Annotated in this window: 15 protein-coding genes; 11 read left to right on the forward strand and 4 right to left on the reverse strand. The window is 63.3% G+C overall.

Annotated features, from left to right (window positions below; genetic code table 11):
• The 11 genes from prcA (at window position 1) to AUR_RS01375 (ending at window position 12877) form a co-directional block, all read left to right on the forward strand.
• Window positions 1-708, forward strand: coding sequence for a proteasome subunit alpha (gene prcA, locus AUR_RS01325; RefSeq protein ID WP_021470493.1), 708 nt, complete (start codon window positions 1-3; stop codon window positions 706-708).
• A gap of 1 nt (window position 709) precedes the next feature.
• Window positions 710-2074, forward strand: a complete 1365-nt coding sequence (gene pafA / locus AUR_RS01330) for a Pup--protein ligase (protein WP_021470494.1) — start codon at window positions 710-712, stop codon at window positions 2072-2074.
• 136 nt (window positions 2075-2210) lie between these two features.
• Complete coding sequence (locus tag AUR_RS01335; RefSeq protein WP_062096885.1) at window positions 2211-3137, forward strand: FKBP-type peptidyl-prolyl cis-trans isomerase; 927 nt, start codon at window positions 2211-2213, stop codon at window positions 3135-3137.
• Between the two features lie 85 nt (window positions 3138-3222).
• Window positions 3223-3618, forward strand: coding sequence for an FKBP-type peptidyl-prolyl cis-trans isomerase (locus tag AUR_RS01340; RefSeq protein WP_021470496.1), 396 nt, complete (start codon window positions 3223-3225; stop codon window positions 3616-3618).
• A 93-nt stretch (window positions 3619-3711) separates the two neighbouring features.
• A complete protein-coding gene (locus AUR_RS01345; RefSeq protein ID WP_062159999.1) occupies window positions 3712-5733 on the forward strand; it encodes a helix-turn-helix transcriptional regulator in 2022 nt (673 codons plus the stop codon).
• A 9-nt stretch (window positions 5734-5742) separates the two neighbouring features.
• Window positions 5743-6105 carry a hypothetical protein gene (locus AUR_RS20455; protein ID WP_021470498.1) on the forward strand — a complete coding sequence of 121 codons (363 nt, stop codon included), beginning with the start codon at window positions 5743-5745 and terminating at the stop codon, window positions 6103-6105.
• Window positions 6106-6141: 36 nt separating this feature from the next.
• Window positions 6142-6411: a Sec-independent protein translocase subunit TatA gene (gene tatA, locus AUR_RS01355; RefSeq protein ID WP_021470499.1), complete on the forward strand. Its 270-nt coding sequence runs from the start codon at window positions 6142-6144 to the stop codon at window positions 6409-6411.
• Window positions 6412-6417: 6 nt separating this feature from the next.
• Window positions 6418-7254: a twin-arginine translocase subunit TatC gene (gene tatC, locus AUR_RS01360; RefSeq protein ID WP_043426327.1), complete on the forward strand. Its 837-nt coding sequence runs from the start codon at window positions 6418-6420 to the stop codon at window positions 7252-7254.
• 24 nt (window positions 7255-7278) lie between these two features.
• Complete coding sequence (locus AUR_RS01365; RefSeq protein ID WP_062096887.1) at window positions 7279-10239, forward strand: DEAD/DEAH box helicase; 2961 nt, start codon at window positions 7279-7281, stop codon at window positions 10237-10239.
• An 85-nt stretch (window positions 10240-10324) separates the two neighbouring features.
• Window positions 10325-11974 carry an amidohydrolase gene (locus tag AUR_RS01370; protein ID WP_062096888.1) on the forward strand — a complete coding sequence of 550 codons (1650 nt, stop codon included), beginning with the start codon at window positions 10325-10327 and terminating at the stop codon, window positions 11972-11974.
• 159 nt (window positions 11975-12133) lie between these two features.
• Window positions 12134-12877 carry a polyprenol monophosphomannose synthase gene (locus tag AUR_RS01375; protein ID WP_021470503.1) on the forward strand — a complete coding sequence of 248 codons (744 nt, stop codon included), beginning with the start codon at window positions 12134-12136 and terminating at the stop codon, window positions 12875-12877.
• A gap of 79 nt (window positions 12878-12956) precedes the next feature.
• On the opposite strand, the gene AUR_RS01380 is transcribed toward AUR_RS01375, so the two are convergent.
• From AUR_RS01380 to AUR_RS01395, 4 genes are all read right to left on the reverse strand, one after another.
• Entirely contained in the window at window positions 12957-13304 is a 348-nt protein-coding gene (locus AUR_RS01380; RefSeq protein WP_021470504.1) for an RNA polymerase-binding protein RbpA, read from the reverse strand.
• 303 nt (window positions 13305-13607) lie between these two features.
• Window positions 13608-14579: an SPFH domain-containing protein gene (locus AUR_RS01385; protein ID WP_062096889.1), complete on the reverse strand. Its 972-nt coding sequence runs from the start codon at window positions 14577-14579 to the stop codon at window positions 13608-13610.
• An 82-nt stretch (window positions 14580-14661) separates the two neighbouring features.
• On the reverse strand, window positions 14662-15123 hold the full coding sequence (locus AUR_RS01390; RefSeq protein ID WP_031215946.1) for an NfeD family protein: 462 nt from the start codon (window positions 15121-15123) through the stop codon (window positions 14662-14664).
• Between the two features lie 80 nt (window positions 15124-15203).
• Window positions 15204-16058 (reverse strand): methyltransferase domain-containing protein, encoded by an 855-nt coding sequence (locus AUR_RS01395; RefSeq protein WP_062096890.1) that lies wholly within the window; start codon window positions 16056-16058, stop codon window positions 15204-15206.
• Window positions 16059-16126 lie beyond the last annotated feature (68 nt).

The following is a 16126-nucleotide window of genomic DNA, read 5'->3' on the forward strand; positions in this document are numbered from 1 at the left end:
ATGACGCAGCAGTTCTATGTCTCACCTGAGCAGCTGATGAAGGACCGCGCGGACTTTGCGCGGAAGGGCATCGCCCGCGGCCGCTCGGTCATCGTCATCAGCTGCGCGGACGGGATCGCCTTGGTGGCTGAGAATCCCTCTCCTTCGCTGCATAAAATCGGCGAGATATACGACAAAATAGCGTTCGCTGCCGTTGGGAAGTACAACGAATTTGAGAGCCTGCGGCAGGCAGGGGTCCGCTACGCCGACGTGCGCGGCTATTCCTACGACCGCGAGGACGTCACCGCCCGGGGCCTGGCCAGCGTCTACGCCCAGAGCCTCGGCGCCGTCTTCACTGCCGAACAGAAACCCTTCGAGGTGGAACTGGCCGTAGCAGAGGTTGGCCCCCGGCAGGAGCTGGACCACTTGTACAGGCTCACCTTCGACGGCTCGATTGCCGACGAAAACGGCTTTGTGGTGATGGGCGGTGTCGCGGACCAGATTTCGGACGTCGTCAAGGACACCTGGGACGCCGGCCTGGACTTTCCAGGCGCGCTGCGGCTGGCCCTGCGTGCCCTCGCCGCGGACAAGGACGTGGATGCCCTGCCACCGACGGCCGTCGAAGCCGCCGTCCTGGAGCGCGCATCCGAAAGCAGCCGCGGAACACGCCGGGCTTTCCGTCGCCTGCTCCCCGAGGATCTTGCCCAGTTGCTCGTTGAGGAGGCCTGAAATGGACAAGCGGATATTCGGCATCGAAACTGAGTTCGGGATCTCATATTCGAGCCCCGATTCCAGGCCCTTGGCGCCGGAAGAGGTAGCAAGGTACCTCTTCCGCAAAGTAGTCAGCTGGGGCAGGTCTTCCAACGTCTTCCTGACCAACGGTTCACGGCTGTACCTGGACGTCGGCTCGCATCCCGAATACGCCACAGCCGAGTGCGACGATCTTGCTCAGTTGATTGCCCATGACCGCGCCGGGGAACTCATCCTGGACGACCTCGTGGACGAGGCCCAGGCGCGCCTGGCCGCCGAAGGTTTCAACGGAACCGTGTACCTGTTCAAGAACAACACGGACTCGGCAGGAAACTCCTACGGCAGCCACGAGAACTACCTCATACCGCGGCGCGGTGAGTTCTCCCGGTTGGCCGAGATCCTGATTCCCTTCCTGGTGACGCGGCAACTGATCGCCGGCGCGGGAAAAGTGCTTAAGACCCCGCACGGGGCCACCTTCGCCTTCTCGCAGCGGGCGGACCACATTTGGGAAGGCGTTTCTTCGGCCACCACAAGGTCCCGCCCCATCATCAATACCCGTGATGAGCCTCACGCGGACGCCGAGTTCTACCGCCGTCTGCACGTCATCGTGGGCGATTCGAACATGTCGGAGACTTCCGCCCTGCTCAAAGTGGGCACAGTGGACCTGATCCTCCGCATGATTGAGGCGGGCGTTATCATGCGCGACATGCGCATGGAAAACCCCATCCGGAGCATCCGCGAAATTTCCCATGACCTCAGCGGCAGGGCGCTGGTCCGCCTGGCCAACGGCAGGCAGCTCTCAGCACTGGACATCCAGAGGGAGTACCTGGCCAAAGTCACAGAGTTTGTTGCAGCCAACGGGGCCCACAATCCACACGTGCCGTTGATCATCGATCTTTGGACCAGGACGCTCGACGCGATCGAGAGCGGGAACAGCAGCAGCATCGACACCGAAGTTGACTGGGCCATCAAGAAGAAACTCATGGAAGGCTATATGAAGCGCCATGACATTGGCCTGGATTCGCCGAGGATTGCCCAACTCGACCTCACCTACCACGACATCTCGCGGCAGCGGGGCCTGTTCTTCCTCCTCCAGTCAAGGGGAGCGGCACGGCGATTGGTCACGGAGACCGAGGTGAAGGATGCCGTGGACGCTCCGCCGCAGTCGACGCGGGCCAAGCTGCGGGGAGACTTTGTCCGTCGGGCGCAGGAACTGGGCCGTGACTACACCGTGGACTGGGTCCATCTCAAGCTCAATGACCGGGCGCACCAGACCATTCTCTGCAAGGATCCGTTCCGCAGCGTGGATGAGAGGGTCGACGCCCTCCTTGACTCTATGAGCTGACTCCCAGCTTCGGCGGTTACTCTGGATGTTGGTCTCTTTCCAAGAGGCACCTGATTGGATGCGGCACGGCAATGTCCGTTGCTCGAATATCCGTCCGCTGCTCCAATATCCATTGTCCCGACGAAAGTGTCTTTTTGTGCGACGACTCCTAGCCACACTCCTTCCTGTCCTGCTGCTGTTGACCGCGTGCGGAGGCGGGGATGCCCCCGAATCAGAGCCCACGAGCAAGTCCACGGGAGACATCTCCAAGCTGTCCTCCCTGAAGGTAACCGACAACGGTGACGACAAGGCCCCGGGGCTTGATTTCACCAAGCCCCTGGCTGTCTCCGAACCCACCGTCAAGGTTGTGGACGAAGGCGACGGGGAAACGATCAAGGCCGGCCAGACCGCCGAACTGGCGTATATCGCCGTCGACGGTACCGATGGCAAGACCATTGAGGATACTTACCCTTCCGGCCCCCAGCCGATCGAGCTGGGCGAGGACCTGAAGGCAGGCAACGAGGCCATCTACAACGCTATTGTCGGCGCCAAGGTCGGCTCGCACGTTGCTTTCGCGGCTCCCGGCAACGCCTCCGCCAGCGGACAAGCGGGCACCCAGATCGTCGTGTTCAAACTGCTTGGTGCCAAGGAGACCCCCAAGGCCCTTGAGAAGCCTGAAGGCGAAACCGTGACCCCGCCCGCAGGCCTGCCCACGGTCAAGGAGAACGAGCAGGGCATTCCGGAAATCTCCGTGGCGGGCGTCGCCGCTCCCAAGGAACTCGTCTCGCAGGACCTGATCAAGGGCAATGGCCCCGTGGTGAAGGAAAGCGACACCCTGACCGTCAACTACGTGGGTGTCACCTTGAAGGACGGCACCAAGTTCGATTCCAGCTATGATCGCGGCAAGCCCACCAGCTTCCCGTTGACGGGCGTCATTAAGGGCTGGACGCAGGGCCTCGCCGGCAAGACCGTAGGCTCCCGGGTCCTCCTTGTCATCCCGCAGGATCTTGCTTACGGCGCCGAAGGCCAAGGCGAGGCCAAGGGCGACCTCGTGTTCGTCGTCGACATCCTGGGCGTCAAGTAACAGCCACCGAAGAGCCTGCCGGGCACTTCGCCGGACACCTGGCTTAGGCTTGAACCTGACACCCCACACATTCAGAGGAGCAACCATGTCATTTGGACAGCGCGATTACGACCGCACCAAGCCGGAGATTGAGTTCCCGGAAGGCGATGTACCCACCGAGCTGCGCATCACCGACCTCATTGAGGGCACCGGCGCCGAGGCGAAGGCCGGCGACACCGTGTCAACCCACTACGTAGGCGTTGCTTGGTCGACGGGCGAAGAATTCGACGCTTCCTGGGGCCGCGGCGCTCCGCTGGACTTCCGCGTTGGCGTGGGCCAGGTTATCCAGGGCTGGGACCAGGGCCTGCTCGGCATGAAGGTCGGCGGCCGCCGCCGTTTGGAGATTCCCTCCGAGCTGGCTTACGGCTCCCGCGGCGCCGGTGGAGCCATCAAGCCCAACGAGGCCCTCATCTTTGTTGTTGACCTCGTAGCAGTCCGCTAGGCGCTGCTTCCTGCAAGGGCGCGTCACCTCCGGCTCAACCGGCGGTGACGCGCCCTTGCGGTTTTAAGCCGCGACTTTAGTAACGTAGCAACCGTGTCCGCATCCCGTACTGAACGCCTCCTGAACCTGCTCCTGGCCCTGCTCAATACCAAGGTGGGGTTGAGCCGCGCCGTCCTGAGGGAGAAGGTGTACCGGGGCGCCGCAGACAATGACGCAGCCTTCGGCCGCATGTTTGAACGCGACAAGGTGGACCTCAAGCAGTTCGGCTTCGAGATCGAGACCCTGATGGACACCGGATTCGGCAATGACGATCCCGCCTCCACCCGGTACCGGATCGGCAAGGACTCCAACAGGCTCCCCGACGTGCACCTGACACCTGCGGAGGGAACGGTCCTCCTCCTCGCGGCCCAGCTCTGGGAGAGGGCGGCACTGGGCAAGGCGGCCGCAGATGCCGTGCGGAAGCTCCATGCGGCAGGAGGCTTTAGCGAAGCAGAACTCCCTGCGGGCGTACAGCCGCGGATCAAGCCCGCGGGACAGGCCTTCGACGACGTCGTTGCGGCCATGCATGGCAGGCACCCCATCCGCTTCGGCTACCTGGCAGGAAGCACGAACAGGGAAGAAACCCGCGACGTCGAACCGTGGGGACTCGGCAGCCGGTTCGGCCAGTGGTACCTCGTGGGGTTCGACCTGGGCCGCGGAGCCAAGCGGTTTTACCGGCTCTCCAGGATGACCACGGCGGTCACCGTCCTCACCAACCGTTCCTTTGACCCGCCGGCTGGCTTTGACGCCCGGGCCGAATTGGATTCCCTGCGCGAACTTCCCCTGCGGACGGCCACGCTCGACGTCAAGCCCGGCCGGGTCCTCGCCCTGCGCCACCGCGCCACGGCCGTCACCGAGGGCGCAGGCATCGGACGGGACCTGTTGTCGGTGCCCTTCCGCGACCCGGAACAATTCGCCGAGGAACTCGCCTCCTACGGCCCCCACGTGGCGGTGAGGGAGCCTGCAGACCTGCGCACCGCCGTCGTGCGTCGGCTGGAAGCAGCAGCGGCCTTCAACGCCGCCCCGCCGGTTCCGGTGTCCTTCCCGGACGCTGCGCCCGCCACACGGGCCCGCAAGCGGACATCCGAGGATCAACTGGCCAGGATGCTGCAGCTCGTTCCTTTCCTGGTCCACCATCAGGGACTGCATATCCAGGAGGTGGCGGACCACTTCGGGATCACGCGGAAGGCCCTCATCGACGACCTGAAGATCCTCATCTGTTCGGGACTTCCCGAGGGGTACCCCGACGATTTGTTGGACATCCAATGGGAGAACGACCATGTCTACATCACCGAACACCTGGACTTGAGCCGCCCGGTCCGTTTCAGCGAGGAAGAAGCAGCAGCGCTGCTGACCGGCCTGGCCATGTTGGGCGACCTCCCTGCGCTGGCGGGACTGCCGGACGGTGACGCCGGGAGCGCCTTGGAATCGGTGACCATCAAGCTTGCCGGCGCAGCCGGGGACGCAGCGAGGCTGGCCGGTTCGGTGGCCGGGGCGTCCGTTGCCCCGCAGCAATCCCAGGCATTTGCCGCCATTTCGCAGGCCTTGCGGGACGGCAGCCAACTGCGCTTGAGGTATCTGTCCCCGCAACGCGACGAGGTCAGCGAACGCGATGTGGACCCGCTGAGGCTCTTTTCCATGGACAACACGTGGTATTTCGAGGCGTATTGCCATAGCAAGTCCGGGATCAGGAACTTCCGGCTGGATCGGATTGAATCGCTCGAGCCCAACGGCCGGCCTGTTTCAATGGCAAGCACACCGGAGACCGACGTCCCGGCCAGGCTTTTTACTCCGGGCGACGACGACGCGGTGGTGGTGCTCCAGCTGACCCGCCAAGGAGCCGGCCTGGCCGATGACTACTACGCCGAACGCACGGCACCAATGCCCTACGGCGGTTTGCTCGCCGAGGTCAGGTTCGGCAGCACGGACTGGTTGCCCATGCTCGTGGCCCAGCATGGGGGATCGGCACGGATCATCGATCCCCTGCAGCTCAGGGACGAGGCCCAGGCCTGGCTTCTGGCGGCCCTGAGGCAGTACAGCGGTCCTTCGTCGGTGCAATCCCGGGAAGTTGGCTAGAATACTCAGATGCCTTGGTGGTTTTGGATCCTTTTGTGGATTGCTCTGATAGCGCTGTCCCTACTGCTTCATCTGACGTTGGGGTACCGCTTGTTCCGGAAGTTCATGGCCACCGTCCGCGAATTGGGGGAGGCCGGAAGGCGCTTCGGTACGCTGCCGAAAACAACAGAAAGCAACACTTTGGTGTCGGCAGCGGAAGCGACCGGGGAACGGCCTGCACCGGGGTCCGCGGTTTTTGCCTCCCCGGAACAGATGCGTCATGATTACGTGACGGCCAAGGCCGCCCGGCGGGAAATTCGCCGCCTCAAGCGCGTCCAGCGCAAAGCCGATCGTGGGCAACCCCAGTCCTTGCACGACATAGAATTCAGATAGACGTAGGATGTATCCAAAAGGAAAGGACCTCCACACATGAGGCTTGAAGGCTGGCATCTCATCATCATCATCGTCTTGGCCCTGGTGCTTTTTGCCGCGCCCAAGCTGCCCTCCATGGCACGCAGCATCGGACAGTCGATGCGCATTTTCAAGTCCGAGGTCCGGGAGATGAAGAAGGACGGTGCATCCGAAACGAAGGACACTCAGGCTTCTTCCGACGCCGTCGAAGGCAGGGTTGTGGACCACCCGGACGCAAAGGCAAAGAACAACGGCGAAACGGACGTTCCGCCCTCCAACCGCGTCTAAAGAGAAGTGGTACAGACGAAGGGGCGCAAAGCCAATCCCGAAGCCAGGATGGCGCTGCTTGACCATTTGAAGGAGCTTAAGAACCGGCTCTTCAAGGCAGCCATTGGCGTCATTCTGGGCACAGTGGTGGGCTTCATCATCTACCAGCCCCTCCTCGAGGCCCTGATCAAGCCCATCAAGGACCTCAACGAGAAAGAGGGCCGCGCGGCCACCCTCAACTTCGACGGCGTGGCAAGCTCCTTTGACCTCATGGTCCAGGTGTCGGTGTTCCTCGGCGTGCTCGTTTCGAGCCCGGTCTGGATCTATCAACTATGGGCATTCATCGTGCCCGGCTTGCACAAGAAGGAACGGAACCTGGCGTTGTCCTTCGTGGCAGCGGCCGTTCCGCTGTTCATTGGCGGCGTGTTGCTGGCATGGCTGGTTTTGCCGAATGCGGTGCGCGTCCTCACGGATTTCACTCCGTCCGGTGCCTCGAACTTCATCAGCGCCGAAATCTATTTGGCCTTCGTCCTGCGGCTGCTGCTCGCCTTCGGAATCGCTTTCCTTGTGCCGGTGGTCCTGGTCGGCCTGAACCTTGCGGGAATCGTCAAAGGCAAGCAACTGGTCAAAAGCTGGCGAATCACGATCTTCCTGGTGTGCCTGTTCGCAGCCATGGCCGCTCCCGGAGCCGACGCCATGAGCATGTTCTACCTCGCAGCTCCCATGCTTCTTCTCTTCTTTGCGGCCATCGGGGTCTGCCTGTGGAACGACCGCCGGCGTGAACGCCGGGCCATTAAGCGAGCTGCTGAGACGGAAGCCACGGCAGATATTGCCACCCCGGCGACCGATCTGGAGAATCTGTAGACACCGGGCTACTAGGCTTGAGGCATGTCCTCGATTTCCGGCCCACCATCGCCATCGGACCGCTACCGTGCGGCCGCCAACCGGACAGCGGAAGCCAAGACCTACCTGGGCTCCTTCGCACGCACCCTCGACTTTGAACTGGATGACTTCCAGCGCGAGGCGTGCCGTTCCCTCCAGGAAGGGCGGGGAGTCCTGGTTGCGGCTCCCACCGGTGCGGGTAAAACGATCGTCGGCGAGTTTGCCATCTACTTGGCGCTCCAGCGTGGGCTCAAGGCGTTCTACACCACGCCCATCAAGGCACTGAGCAACCAGAAGTTCACCGAACTGAGCGCCAAGTATGGAGCACCCAACGTCGGGTTGCTCACGGGCGATACCACCATCAACGGTGATGCTCCCGTGGTGGTCATGACCACCGAAGTCCTGCGGAACATGCTGTACGCCGATTCCGAAACCCTGGGCGACTTGGGCTTCGTGGTCATGGACGAGGTCCACTACTTGGCTGACCGTTTCCGCGGAGCCGTGTGGGAAGAAGTAATCATCCACCTTCCAAGCGAGGTCCAGGTGGCTTCCTTGAGCGCCACGGTCTCCAATGCCGAAGAGTTCGGGGCCTGGCTGGACACGGTGCGCGGCGATACCGACGTCATCGTGTCCGAGCACCGTCCCGTGCCGTTGTGGCAGCACGTGATGGTGGGACGCGAAATTGTGGACCTTTTCGCGGGGGACACCACCTTCGATGAGATCGCTCCGGCCCTTCCGGATACGGAAGTTCCCGACCTTGGCGAATCGGAGGAAACCCCGCCGTCGGAATCGAGGGCCGTCTCCGGGAAGTCGGCCAAGCGTGCTGTGGAAGCCACCGTCCGCCACGCCGTGACCGGCCCTGAGTTCGAGGTCAATCCCGACCTCCTTGCCATGGCCCGTTCCGAGAGCCGGATGAATGTGAACGCCCGCTACTCGCACGGCGGGAGGAGCCGCCGTCGCCAGGACCGGCAGCGTGAGGACCGGCAGACCGCACAGCGCAGCCCTGTCCGCCGGGCCAGCAGGCCCCAGGTCATTGACAGCCTGAACCGCCAGGGTCTCCTGCCCGCCATCACTTTCATTTTTTCGCGGGCCGGCTGTGACGCCGCCGTGGCCCAGTGTGCTGCTTCCGGGCTCTGGCTGACCACTGAACGTGAGCAGCAGATCATTGCCCAGCGCGTTGACGAAGCCAGCCACGAAATCCCCGCCGACGACCTCGATGTCCTGGGCTTCTGGGGTTGGCGGGATGGCCTCATCCGGGGTTTCGCCGCACATCACGCCGGCATGCTGCCCACCTTCAAGGAAGTGGTGGAAAAGCTCTTCGCGGACGGCCTTGTCAAAGCTGTCTTCGCGACGGAGACCCTGGCGCTGGGGGTTAACATGCCCGCCCGCTGCGTTGTGTTGGAGAAGCTTGAGAAGTTCAATGGCGAAGCGCACGTCAACATCACGGCGGGGGAGTACACCCAACTCACAGGCCGTGCCGGACGCCGCGGGATCGACGTGGAGGGCCACGCGGTGGTCCTTTGGCAACCTGGCACCGATCCCGCAGCGGTGGCCGGTCTCGCGTCGCGGCGTACCTATCCGCTGAACTCCAGCTTCCGGCCCACCTACAACATGAGCATCAACCTCATCGCCCAGTTCGGCCGGGCCCGGGCGCGCGAAATTCTTGAATCGTCCTTCGCGCAGTTCCAGGCCGATCGCTCGGTGGTGGGGCTGGCCCGCCAGGTCCGCGGGCGGGAAGAGTCCCTGGCCGGCTACGCGAAGGCCATGGAGTGCCATCTGGGCGACTTCAGCGAATACTCGAAGCTTCGCCGCGAACTGAGCGATGCCGAGCAGCACGCGGCCCGCGACCACCAGCGCGCGCGACGTTCCAGGGTGTCCGATTCCCTGACGCGTCTCATTCCGGGGGACGTCATCAGCGTCTCCGGTGGCAGGCTGGCGGGTTACGCCGTCGTCCTGGAAGTAGACCCCAACGCCCGCGAACCGCGTCCGTCGGTCCTGACAGCGGACAATCAATTGCGCCGGCTCGGCGTCCATGACATCGACGCGCCGGTGTCTGCCGTGACGCGCATCCGGATCCCCAAGTCGTTCAACGCCAAGGTTCCCAAGTCGCGCCGCGACCTGGCCGCCTCCATGCGGAACGCGGTCAACGGCGACTCTTCGCGGCAGCGGCGCAACAGCCGGCACGAAGACTTTGGCCTGGGTTCGCGCGCACAGGACCAGGAACGCAAGATTGCGGAAATCCGGCGTGCCCTGAGGGCGCATCCGTGCCACGGATGCAGCGACCGTGAGGACCATGCCAGATGGTCCGAGCGCTGGTGGAAACTCCGGAAGGAAACCGACGGACTGGTACGGCAGATCCAAGGCAGGACCAACACGATCGCCAAGACTTTCGACCGCGTGTGCGACGTCCTGTCGACCTACGGTTACCTGGACACGCACGACGACGGCCGGGTCACCATCAGTGCCGACGGCCAACGTCTCCGCCGGATTTACGGCGAGAAGGACCTGCTCATTTCGCAATCGATCCGGCAGGGTGCCATCAACGACCTCGATGCCGCCGAGCTCGCGTCCCTGGCCAGCACCCTTGTCTACCAGGCCAAGCGTGAAGACCGCGGCCTGCGGCCCCGGATGCCGTCCGTTTCGCTGGAAACAGCAGTAGACATCGTCATCCGCGAATGGTCCAGGCTCGAAGACACGGAGGAACAGAACCGGCTGCCATTGACCGCTGAGCCCGAGCTGGGCCTCATGTGGCCGATGTACAAGTGGGCCAAGGGGCGCCACCTCCAGGAGGTCCTCAGCGGGACCGACCTTGCAGCCGGAGACTTTGTCCGGTGGGCAAAGCAGGTAGTGGACCTGCTGGACCAGCTGGCAAAGATTCCGCAGCTCGACCCCCGGCTCGCACGCATTTGCCGCGAGTCCATAGACCTGGTCCGCCGCGGGGTAGTGGCGTACTCGACTGTTGCCTGAGGCAACCCGAAACGCCTGCCATCACGGAACACACCCTGCAGTGCCAGAACACCCTGCAATGCCAGAACAGCAAGGAGCTTAGCGAATGAACCAGCTTGGCGTGCCCGCCGGCAACACACCCGACCGCAAGGTCACCCTGTACCGCAACGGTTCCATCTACACGGCGGCCGACCCCTTTGCCACCGCCATGGTGGTGGATGGAGACACGGTTGCCTGGGTTGGTTCAGAGCAGGCCGCGACGTCCATCGCCGACGCAAACATGGAGATCATAGACCTCCACGGAACGCTGCTCGCCCCGGGATTCGTGGACTCGCATGTGCACTTGACCGAGACGGGAATTGCGCTCGAGGGGCTCGCGCTCGATTCGGTGCGCTCAGCGCCGGAACTCCTGGATGCGGTCGCTGCGGCCCCCGGGACCGGCCCGGTTCTGGGACATGGCTGGGATGAGTCAACCTGGGGTGACCGAAGCCTGCCCACCCTTGAGGAACTGGACAGGGCATCGGGTGGCAGGTCGGTTTACTTGTCCCGGATCGATGTGCACTCGGCGTTGGTGTCCTCTTCCCTCGCAGAGGCGGCAGGACTGCGCGGACTCGACGGTTTCCAAGGCACTGCACACGTCCTGCGGACGGCCCACGCAGCTGCAAGGATCCACGCGCGGACATTCGATGACGGCACCCGCCGGACCTACCAGGAAAAGACCCTGGCAGAGGCCGCGAAGAACGGCTACGTCGCGCTGGCGGAGATGGCCGCACCCCATATCTGCGGCCCGGAAGACCTACGGCTCGCAGCGTCATGGAACGCCTCCGGCGTACATCCCCTTGTTCTGCCGTACTGGGGTGAGCTGGCCACCTCAGCTGAAGAGGGGCGGCAGATCCTGGACAGCCTGGGCACCGAGGTGCTTGGCCTCGCCGGGGACTTGAACATGGACGGCTCCCTTGGTTCGCGGACCGCGGCTTTGAGCGCTGACTACTCCGACGCCGAAGGCAACAGCGGAAACCTCTACCTTTCCGTGGAAGAGGCCGCCCAACACCTTGCCGCTTGCTCATTGTTGGGAATCCAAGGCGGATTCCATGTCATTGGTGATGCCGGACTGGCCGCCGTGCTGGATGCCTTGGATGCAGCCGCGTCAGAGGTCGGCGAGCAGCGCGTCAGGGCAGCCGGCCACCGCCTGGAACACGTGGAACTCGCAGATGCGGCCGCCATTGAACGCCTCGCCAAGCACTCCGTTACCGTCAGCGTTCAGCCTGGCTTCGATGCCGCATGGGGCAAGCACGGCGGGCTGTACGAACAGCGGCTGGGTGAACGCAGCCGGGCAATGAACCCCTTCGCCTCCTTCTATGCCAACGGGGTACCCATTGCCTTCGGCAGCGACAGCCCGGTAACCCCGCTCCGCCCGTGGTCAAGCATCCGCGCCTGCCTGGAACACAGCAACCCGGAACAGCGGATATCGGCCAGGGCAGCCTTCCTGGGGCATACCCGCGCGGGCTGGCGTGCCACCAAGCACCGGAATCCGCTCATGGGGCAACTGGTCCCGGGCGCCCCCGCGAGCTTCGCGGTATGGGAGGTGGAGGAGCTCATGGTTCAGGTAGCGGACACCCGTGTGCAGTCATGGAGCACCGATCCGAGGGCGCGTACTCCCTTGCTTCCGGCACTGGATGCTGGCACCGACCCTGTGTGTCTCCAGACGGTGCGGGAAGGCCGGGAACTCTTTGCCCACGAGTCCCTTCGTGCCTGATTGCCCGTAACCTGGTTCAGTTCCCTGTGCCGTGATGTGCGCGGCGCCACAAAGGCAGGGAGCTTCAGAACCGTCACCCTATAATGGAGAGTTGCGCCAGAACGCCAGCACCAACGCTGGTCCGGCACACCGACCGCTCCATCAAGGAAAGGCCTCTTCTTGCGTGTCCTGACGATCATCCCCACCTACAACGAGCTGGAATCGCTCCCGAAGACACTGGGCCGCCTGCGTGCAGCAGTTCCGGAATCCGACGTCCTCGTGGTGGACGACAACAGCCCGGACGGAACGGGGCAACTCGCGGACGGCATCGCCGCCGAGGATAGCCAGGTCCATGTCCTGCACCGCAAGGGCAAGGAAGGCTTGGGCGCTGCCTACATCGCCGGTTTCAAGTGGGGCCTCGCGGCTGGTTATGACGTGTTGGTGGAAATGGATGCCGACGGTTCCCATAAGCCTGAGCAGTTGCCGTTGCTGTTGGATGCTGTCAAGGACGGCGCCGACCTCGCCATGGGTTCACGATGGGTTCCCGGCGGCAGCGTCGTCAACTGGCCGCTGTACCGGCAGGCGATTTCGCGGATCGGCAGCACCTACGCCCGACTAATGCTCGGAGTGAAGATCAAGGACGTGACCGGGGGCTACCGGGCCTTCCGCCGGACCACTTTGGAGGCACTGAAGCTGGATGAAGTCGAGTCGGTCGGCTATGGATTCCAGGTTGACCTTGCGTGGCGTGTGGCCAAGCTGGGCCTGCGCATTGAGGAGCGCCCCATTACGTTCGTGGAGCGTGAATTGGGCGCCTCGAAGATGAGCGGAAACATCGTGGTGGAAGCCATGATCAACGTCACCAAGTGGGGCCTGGCTGCCCGCTGGGCGAAACTCACCGGAAAGAAAGCCGGCGTCACCAAGTAGGCGGAAGTTTCTGATACCAAAAAAGTCCGGGTCCGGTTCCGAAAGGAACCAGACCCGGACTTTTTGCTGTGGGCTTCGGTTACGCCGAACGACGCTCGCCGCGACGTTCGCGGAGGATGTTCAAACGATCCTCAAGAATCTGCTCCAGCTCAGGAAGGCTGCGGCGTTCCAGCAACATGTCCCAGTGGGTACGCACGGCTTTCTCGTTCGCATCGACAGGACGTTCGCCGTCCACCAGCAACGCTTCCTTGCCGGTCTTGGAAACCCAAACAGGGGGAATCTCGGCCTCGGCGGAGAAAGTCACGAAGACCTGCTCGCCGTCCTCGCAACGGTACTCGACCCGCTGGCGCGGTGCCGGTTCTACACCGGATTCGGTTTCCATGCTTTGGGCGCCAAGACGCATGCCCCGCAAGCTGCGATCGCTCATGATTACTCCCTCTGTCTGTTCGCAGGGCCGTCAACCCCGCGCTAGCCGCAGGCCGGCACATCGTTCGCCTGCGGACTACTTCTGCACACCTTGCATCACATATTGCAACGCCTGGCCAAGCTTTTATGTTCCATCCGCGCTGAACAGCCGGACAAATATCTCATTATACGCCGCGCTGGGGGGCTGCCCGAACACAGGGCCGAAAAGAAGCCAGCGCAGAAACGAACAACAGAGCAGAAACGAACACAGCGCAGAAAAAAAGGAGCAGCCGGCGCTTGACCGGCTGCTCCCTTTCTTCAGCTGCTACTCGGCAGGCCGTCGCTGCTCAGCGGTTTCCGGCTGGCTGGACGCACCCGAACCGTCAAAGAGCCCCTGGACGGGGGAGTCTCCGTTGGCCCCACCCAGTGCGCCTCCGATGCCTTTGAGGGCCTCGCCCACTTCGCTGGGAATGATCCACAGTTTGTTGGACGTACCCTCTGCCAGCTTCGGGAGGGTCTGCAGGTACTGGTAGGCCAGGAGTTTCTGGTCCGGGTTTCCCTTGTGAATGGCATCAAAGACCTTCTGGATGGCTTGGGCTTCACCGTCGGCGCGCAGGATGGCCGCTTTGGCGTCACCTTCGGCCGCAAGGATTGCTGCCTGCCGTTGACCCTCGGCCGTCAGGATCTGGGACTGCTTGGTGCCTTCCGCAGTGAGGATTGCGGCGCGGCGGTCACGTTCGGCCCGCATCTGCTTCTCCATCGAATCCTGGATGGAGTGGGGCGGATCGATGGCCTTCAGCTCAACCCGCGAGACCCGGATGCCCCAGCGGCCCGTGGCTTCGTCCAGGACTCCGCGGAGCTGGCCGTTGATCTGGTCACGGGAAGTCAGGGCTTCCTCAAGGTTCAGCCCACCCACCACGTTACGGAGCGTTGTGGTGGTGAGCTGTTCCACGGCCTGGATGTAGTTGGCGATCTCGTACGTGGCAGCCCGAGGGTCCGTCACCTGGAAATAGACCACGGTGTCGATGGAGACCACGAGGTTGTCTTCGGTGATGACCGGCTGCGGCGGGAAGGAGACCACTTGTTCGCGGAGGTCGAGCAGCGGCAGGAGCCGGTCGACAAAAGGAATCAGGATGGTGAGTCCCGGGTTGAGCGTCCGCTGGTACTTGCCGAGCCTTTCAACGACGCCGGCGCGCGCTTGCGGGATGATCCTCACCGAACGGACCAACACGATGATGACAAAAATAACGAGAACAATCAGCACAATTGCTGCCGCTGTTCCTCCCAGGCCGTCCATACATCTCCTTCATTCCCCAATTGAGTGGTTTGGTGCGGCGACGAGGGGCAGGCAACGGCCGCCCCTCGGCAAAAGTGCGTAGTCAGTGCGGGCTGTCTCCGGCAGTGGAGGCCACTACCGCCGTCGCGCCGTCGATCTTGGTCACCTGAACTGTGGCGCCGGCATCGAGCGTTCCCGAAGTGCTGCGGGCAGTCCACACGTCGCCCCCGATCTTGACCAAACCGCTGGTTCCGTTGACGGCTTCGATGACGACGGCGGACTGTCCAATAAGGCGGTCAATGTTTGTCCGTTGTTCTGCGGGCCCTTTACGGAGGTGCTTCAGCGCAACGGGGCGGACGAAGGCGATCATCAGCAGGGAAACGACGCTGAAAATTACGATCTGCAGCCAGAAATCAGCACCGGCGAAGTCGGCGATCAGGCCGGCAAGCGCGCCGCCGCCCAGCATGATGAAGAAGAGGTCGAGGGTGAGCATCTCCACCACTGCGAAAGCGAGGAAGACGGTGAGCCATAGTGCCCACCAGTTCTCGCCGAGCCATTCGAACATCGGTTCCCCCTTGGTCCCGGACTCCGGAGACGGAATCAATCGCGCTGTTATTCCATCCTAGCCCGAGGCGGAGGCCCACGTCAGGACGGCATGTCGCCCAATGTGAAGACGCTGATGCTGAACCTCGCGGTGGTGGATACCGGTCCGCCTGCGCGTGCTTGTCCGGCAAGTTCCACGGGGTCGCGGTGGTGTCCCGCGGGCCCCATGAAGGCAAGGTCTGCCAACGTACCTGGGTCCAAAGTGAGCGGTATGTCCAGCTCCTCGGAATGTTCCAGGCTGAAGTGACCGCCGAGCGAGCCGGCGAGCCGTTCCTCTTTGTCCTGCTGGATGGAAAGCATGCCCGTACGCCCGGCAGCTTCGGCCAGGTGCCCCTGCCGCGGGGTGACAATGACCAGGCGTCCTCCCGGGCGGAGGACGCGGGCGAATTCGACAGCATTGCGTGGAGCAAAGACCACGAGGATGACGTCCACGGAACCGTCAGCCACGGGAAGCGGCCGCCAAATGTCCCAGACGATGTTGGCAACCTGCGGATTCACCCGGGCAGCACGCCTGAGGGCGAATTTGGAGATGTCCAAGCCAATGGCGTCCACTGGCCGTTTCTGAAGGACGGCATGCAGGTAATGGCCGGTACCGGTCCCGGCATCGAGCACCAGCGCGTCGGGGCTATCGAGGAACTGTGCTGCAAGGTCGGCCACGGCGTTGGAAAGTGGCGCATAGTGCCCGCCGTCAAGGAAGCGTTGCCGGGCCGAAACCATGTCCGCAGTATCGGCTTCGAACACAGTGCCCTTGCCGGTCAGGAGGTTGAAGTAACCCTGCTTGGCGGCGTCGAAAGCGTGGCCGGAGGCGCAGAGCAAACCCCGCACCTGCCCAACGCCGGTTTGGAAGCCCGCCCCGCACACAGGACAACGAAGCACAGCGATGGCATCCTCAAGCATGGGTCCAATCCTACGGGGACGGAGTGTCCGGCCCGCGCCCGTGACCGGGGACGGCTAGGCTCACCAAC

The organism is Paenarthrobacter ureafaciens, assembly GCF_004028095.1.
GTDB classification, from domain to species: domain Bacteria; phylum Actinomycetota; class Actinomycetes; order Actinomycetales; family Micrococcaceae; genus Arthrobacter; species Arthrobacter ureafaciens.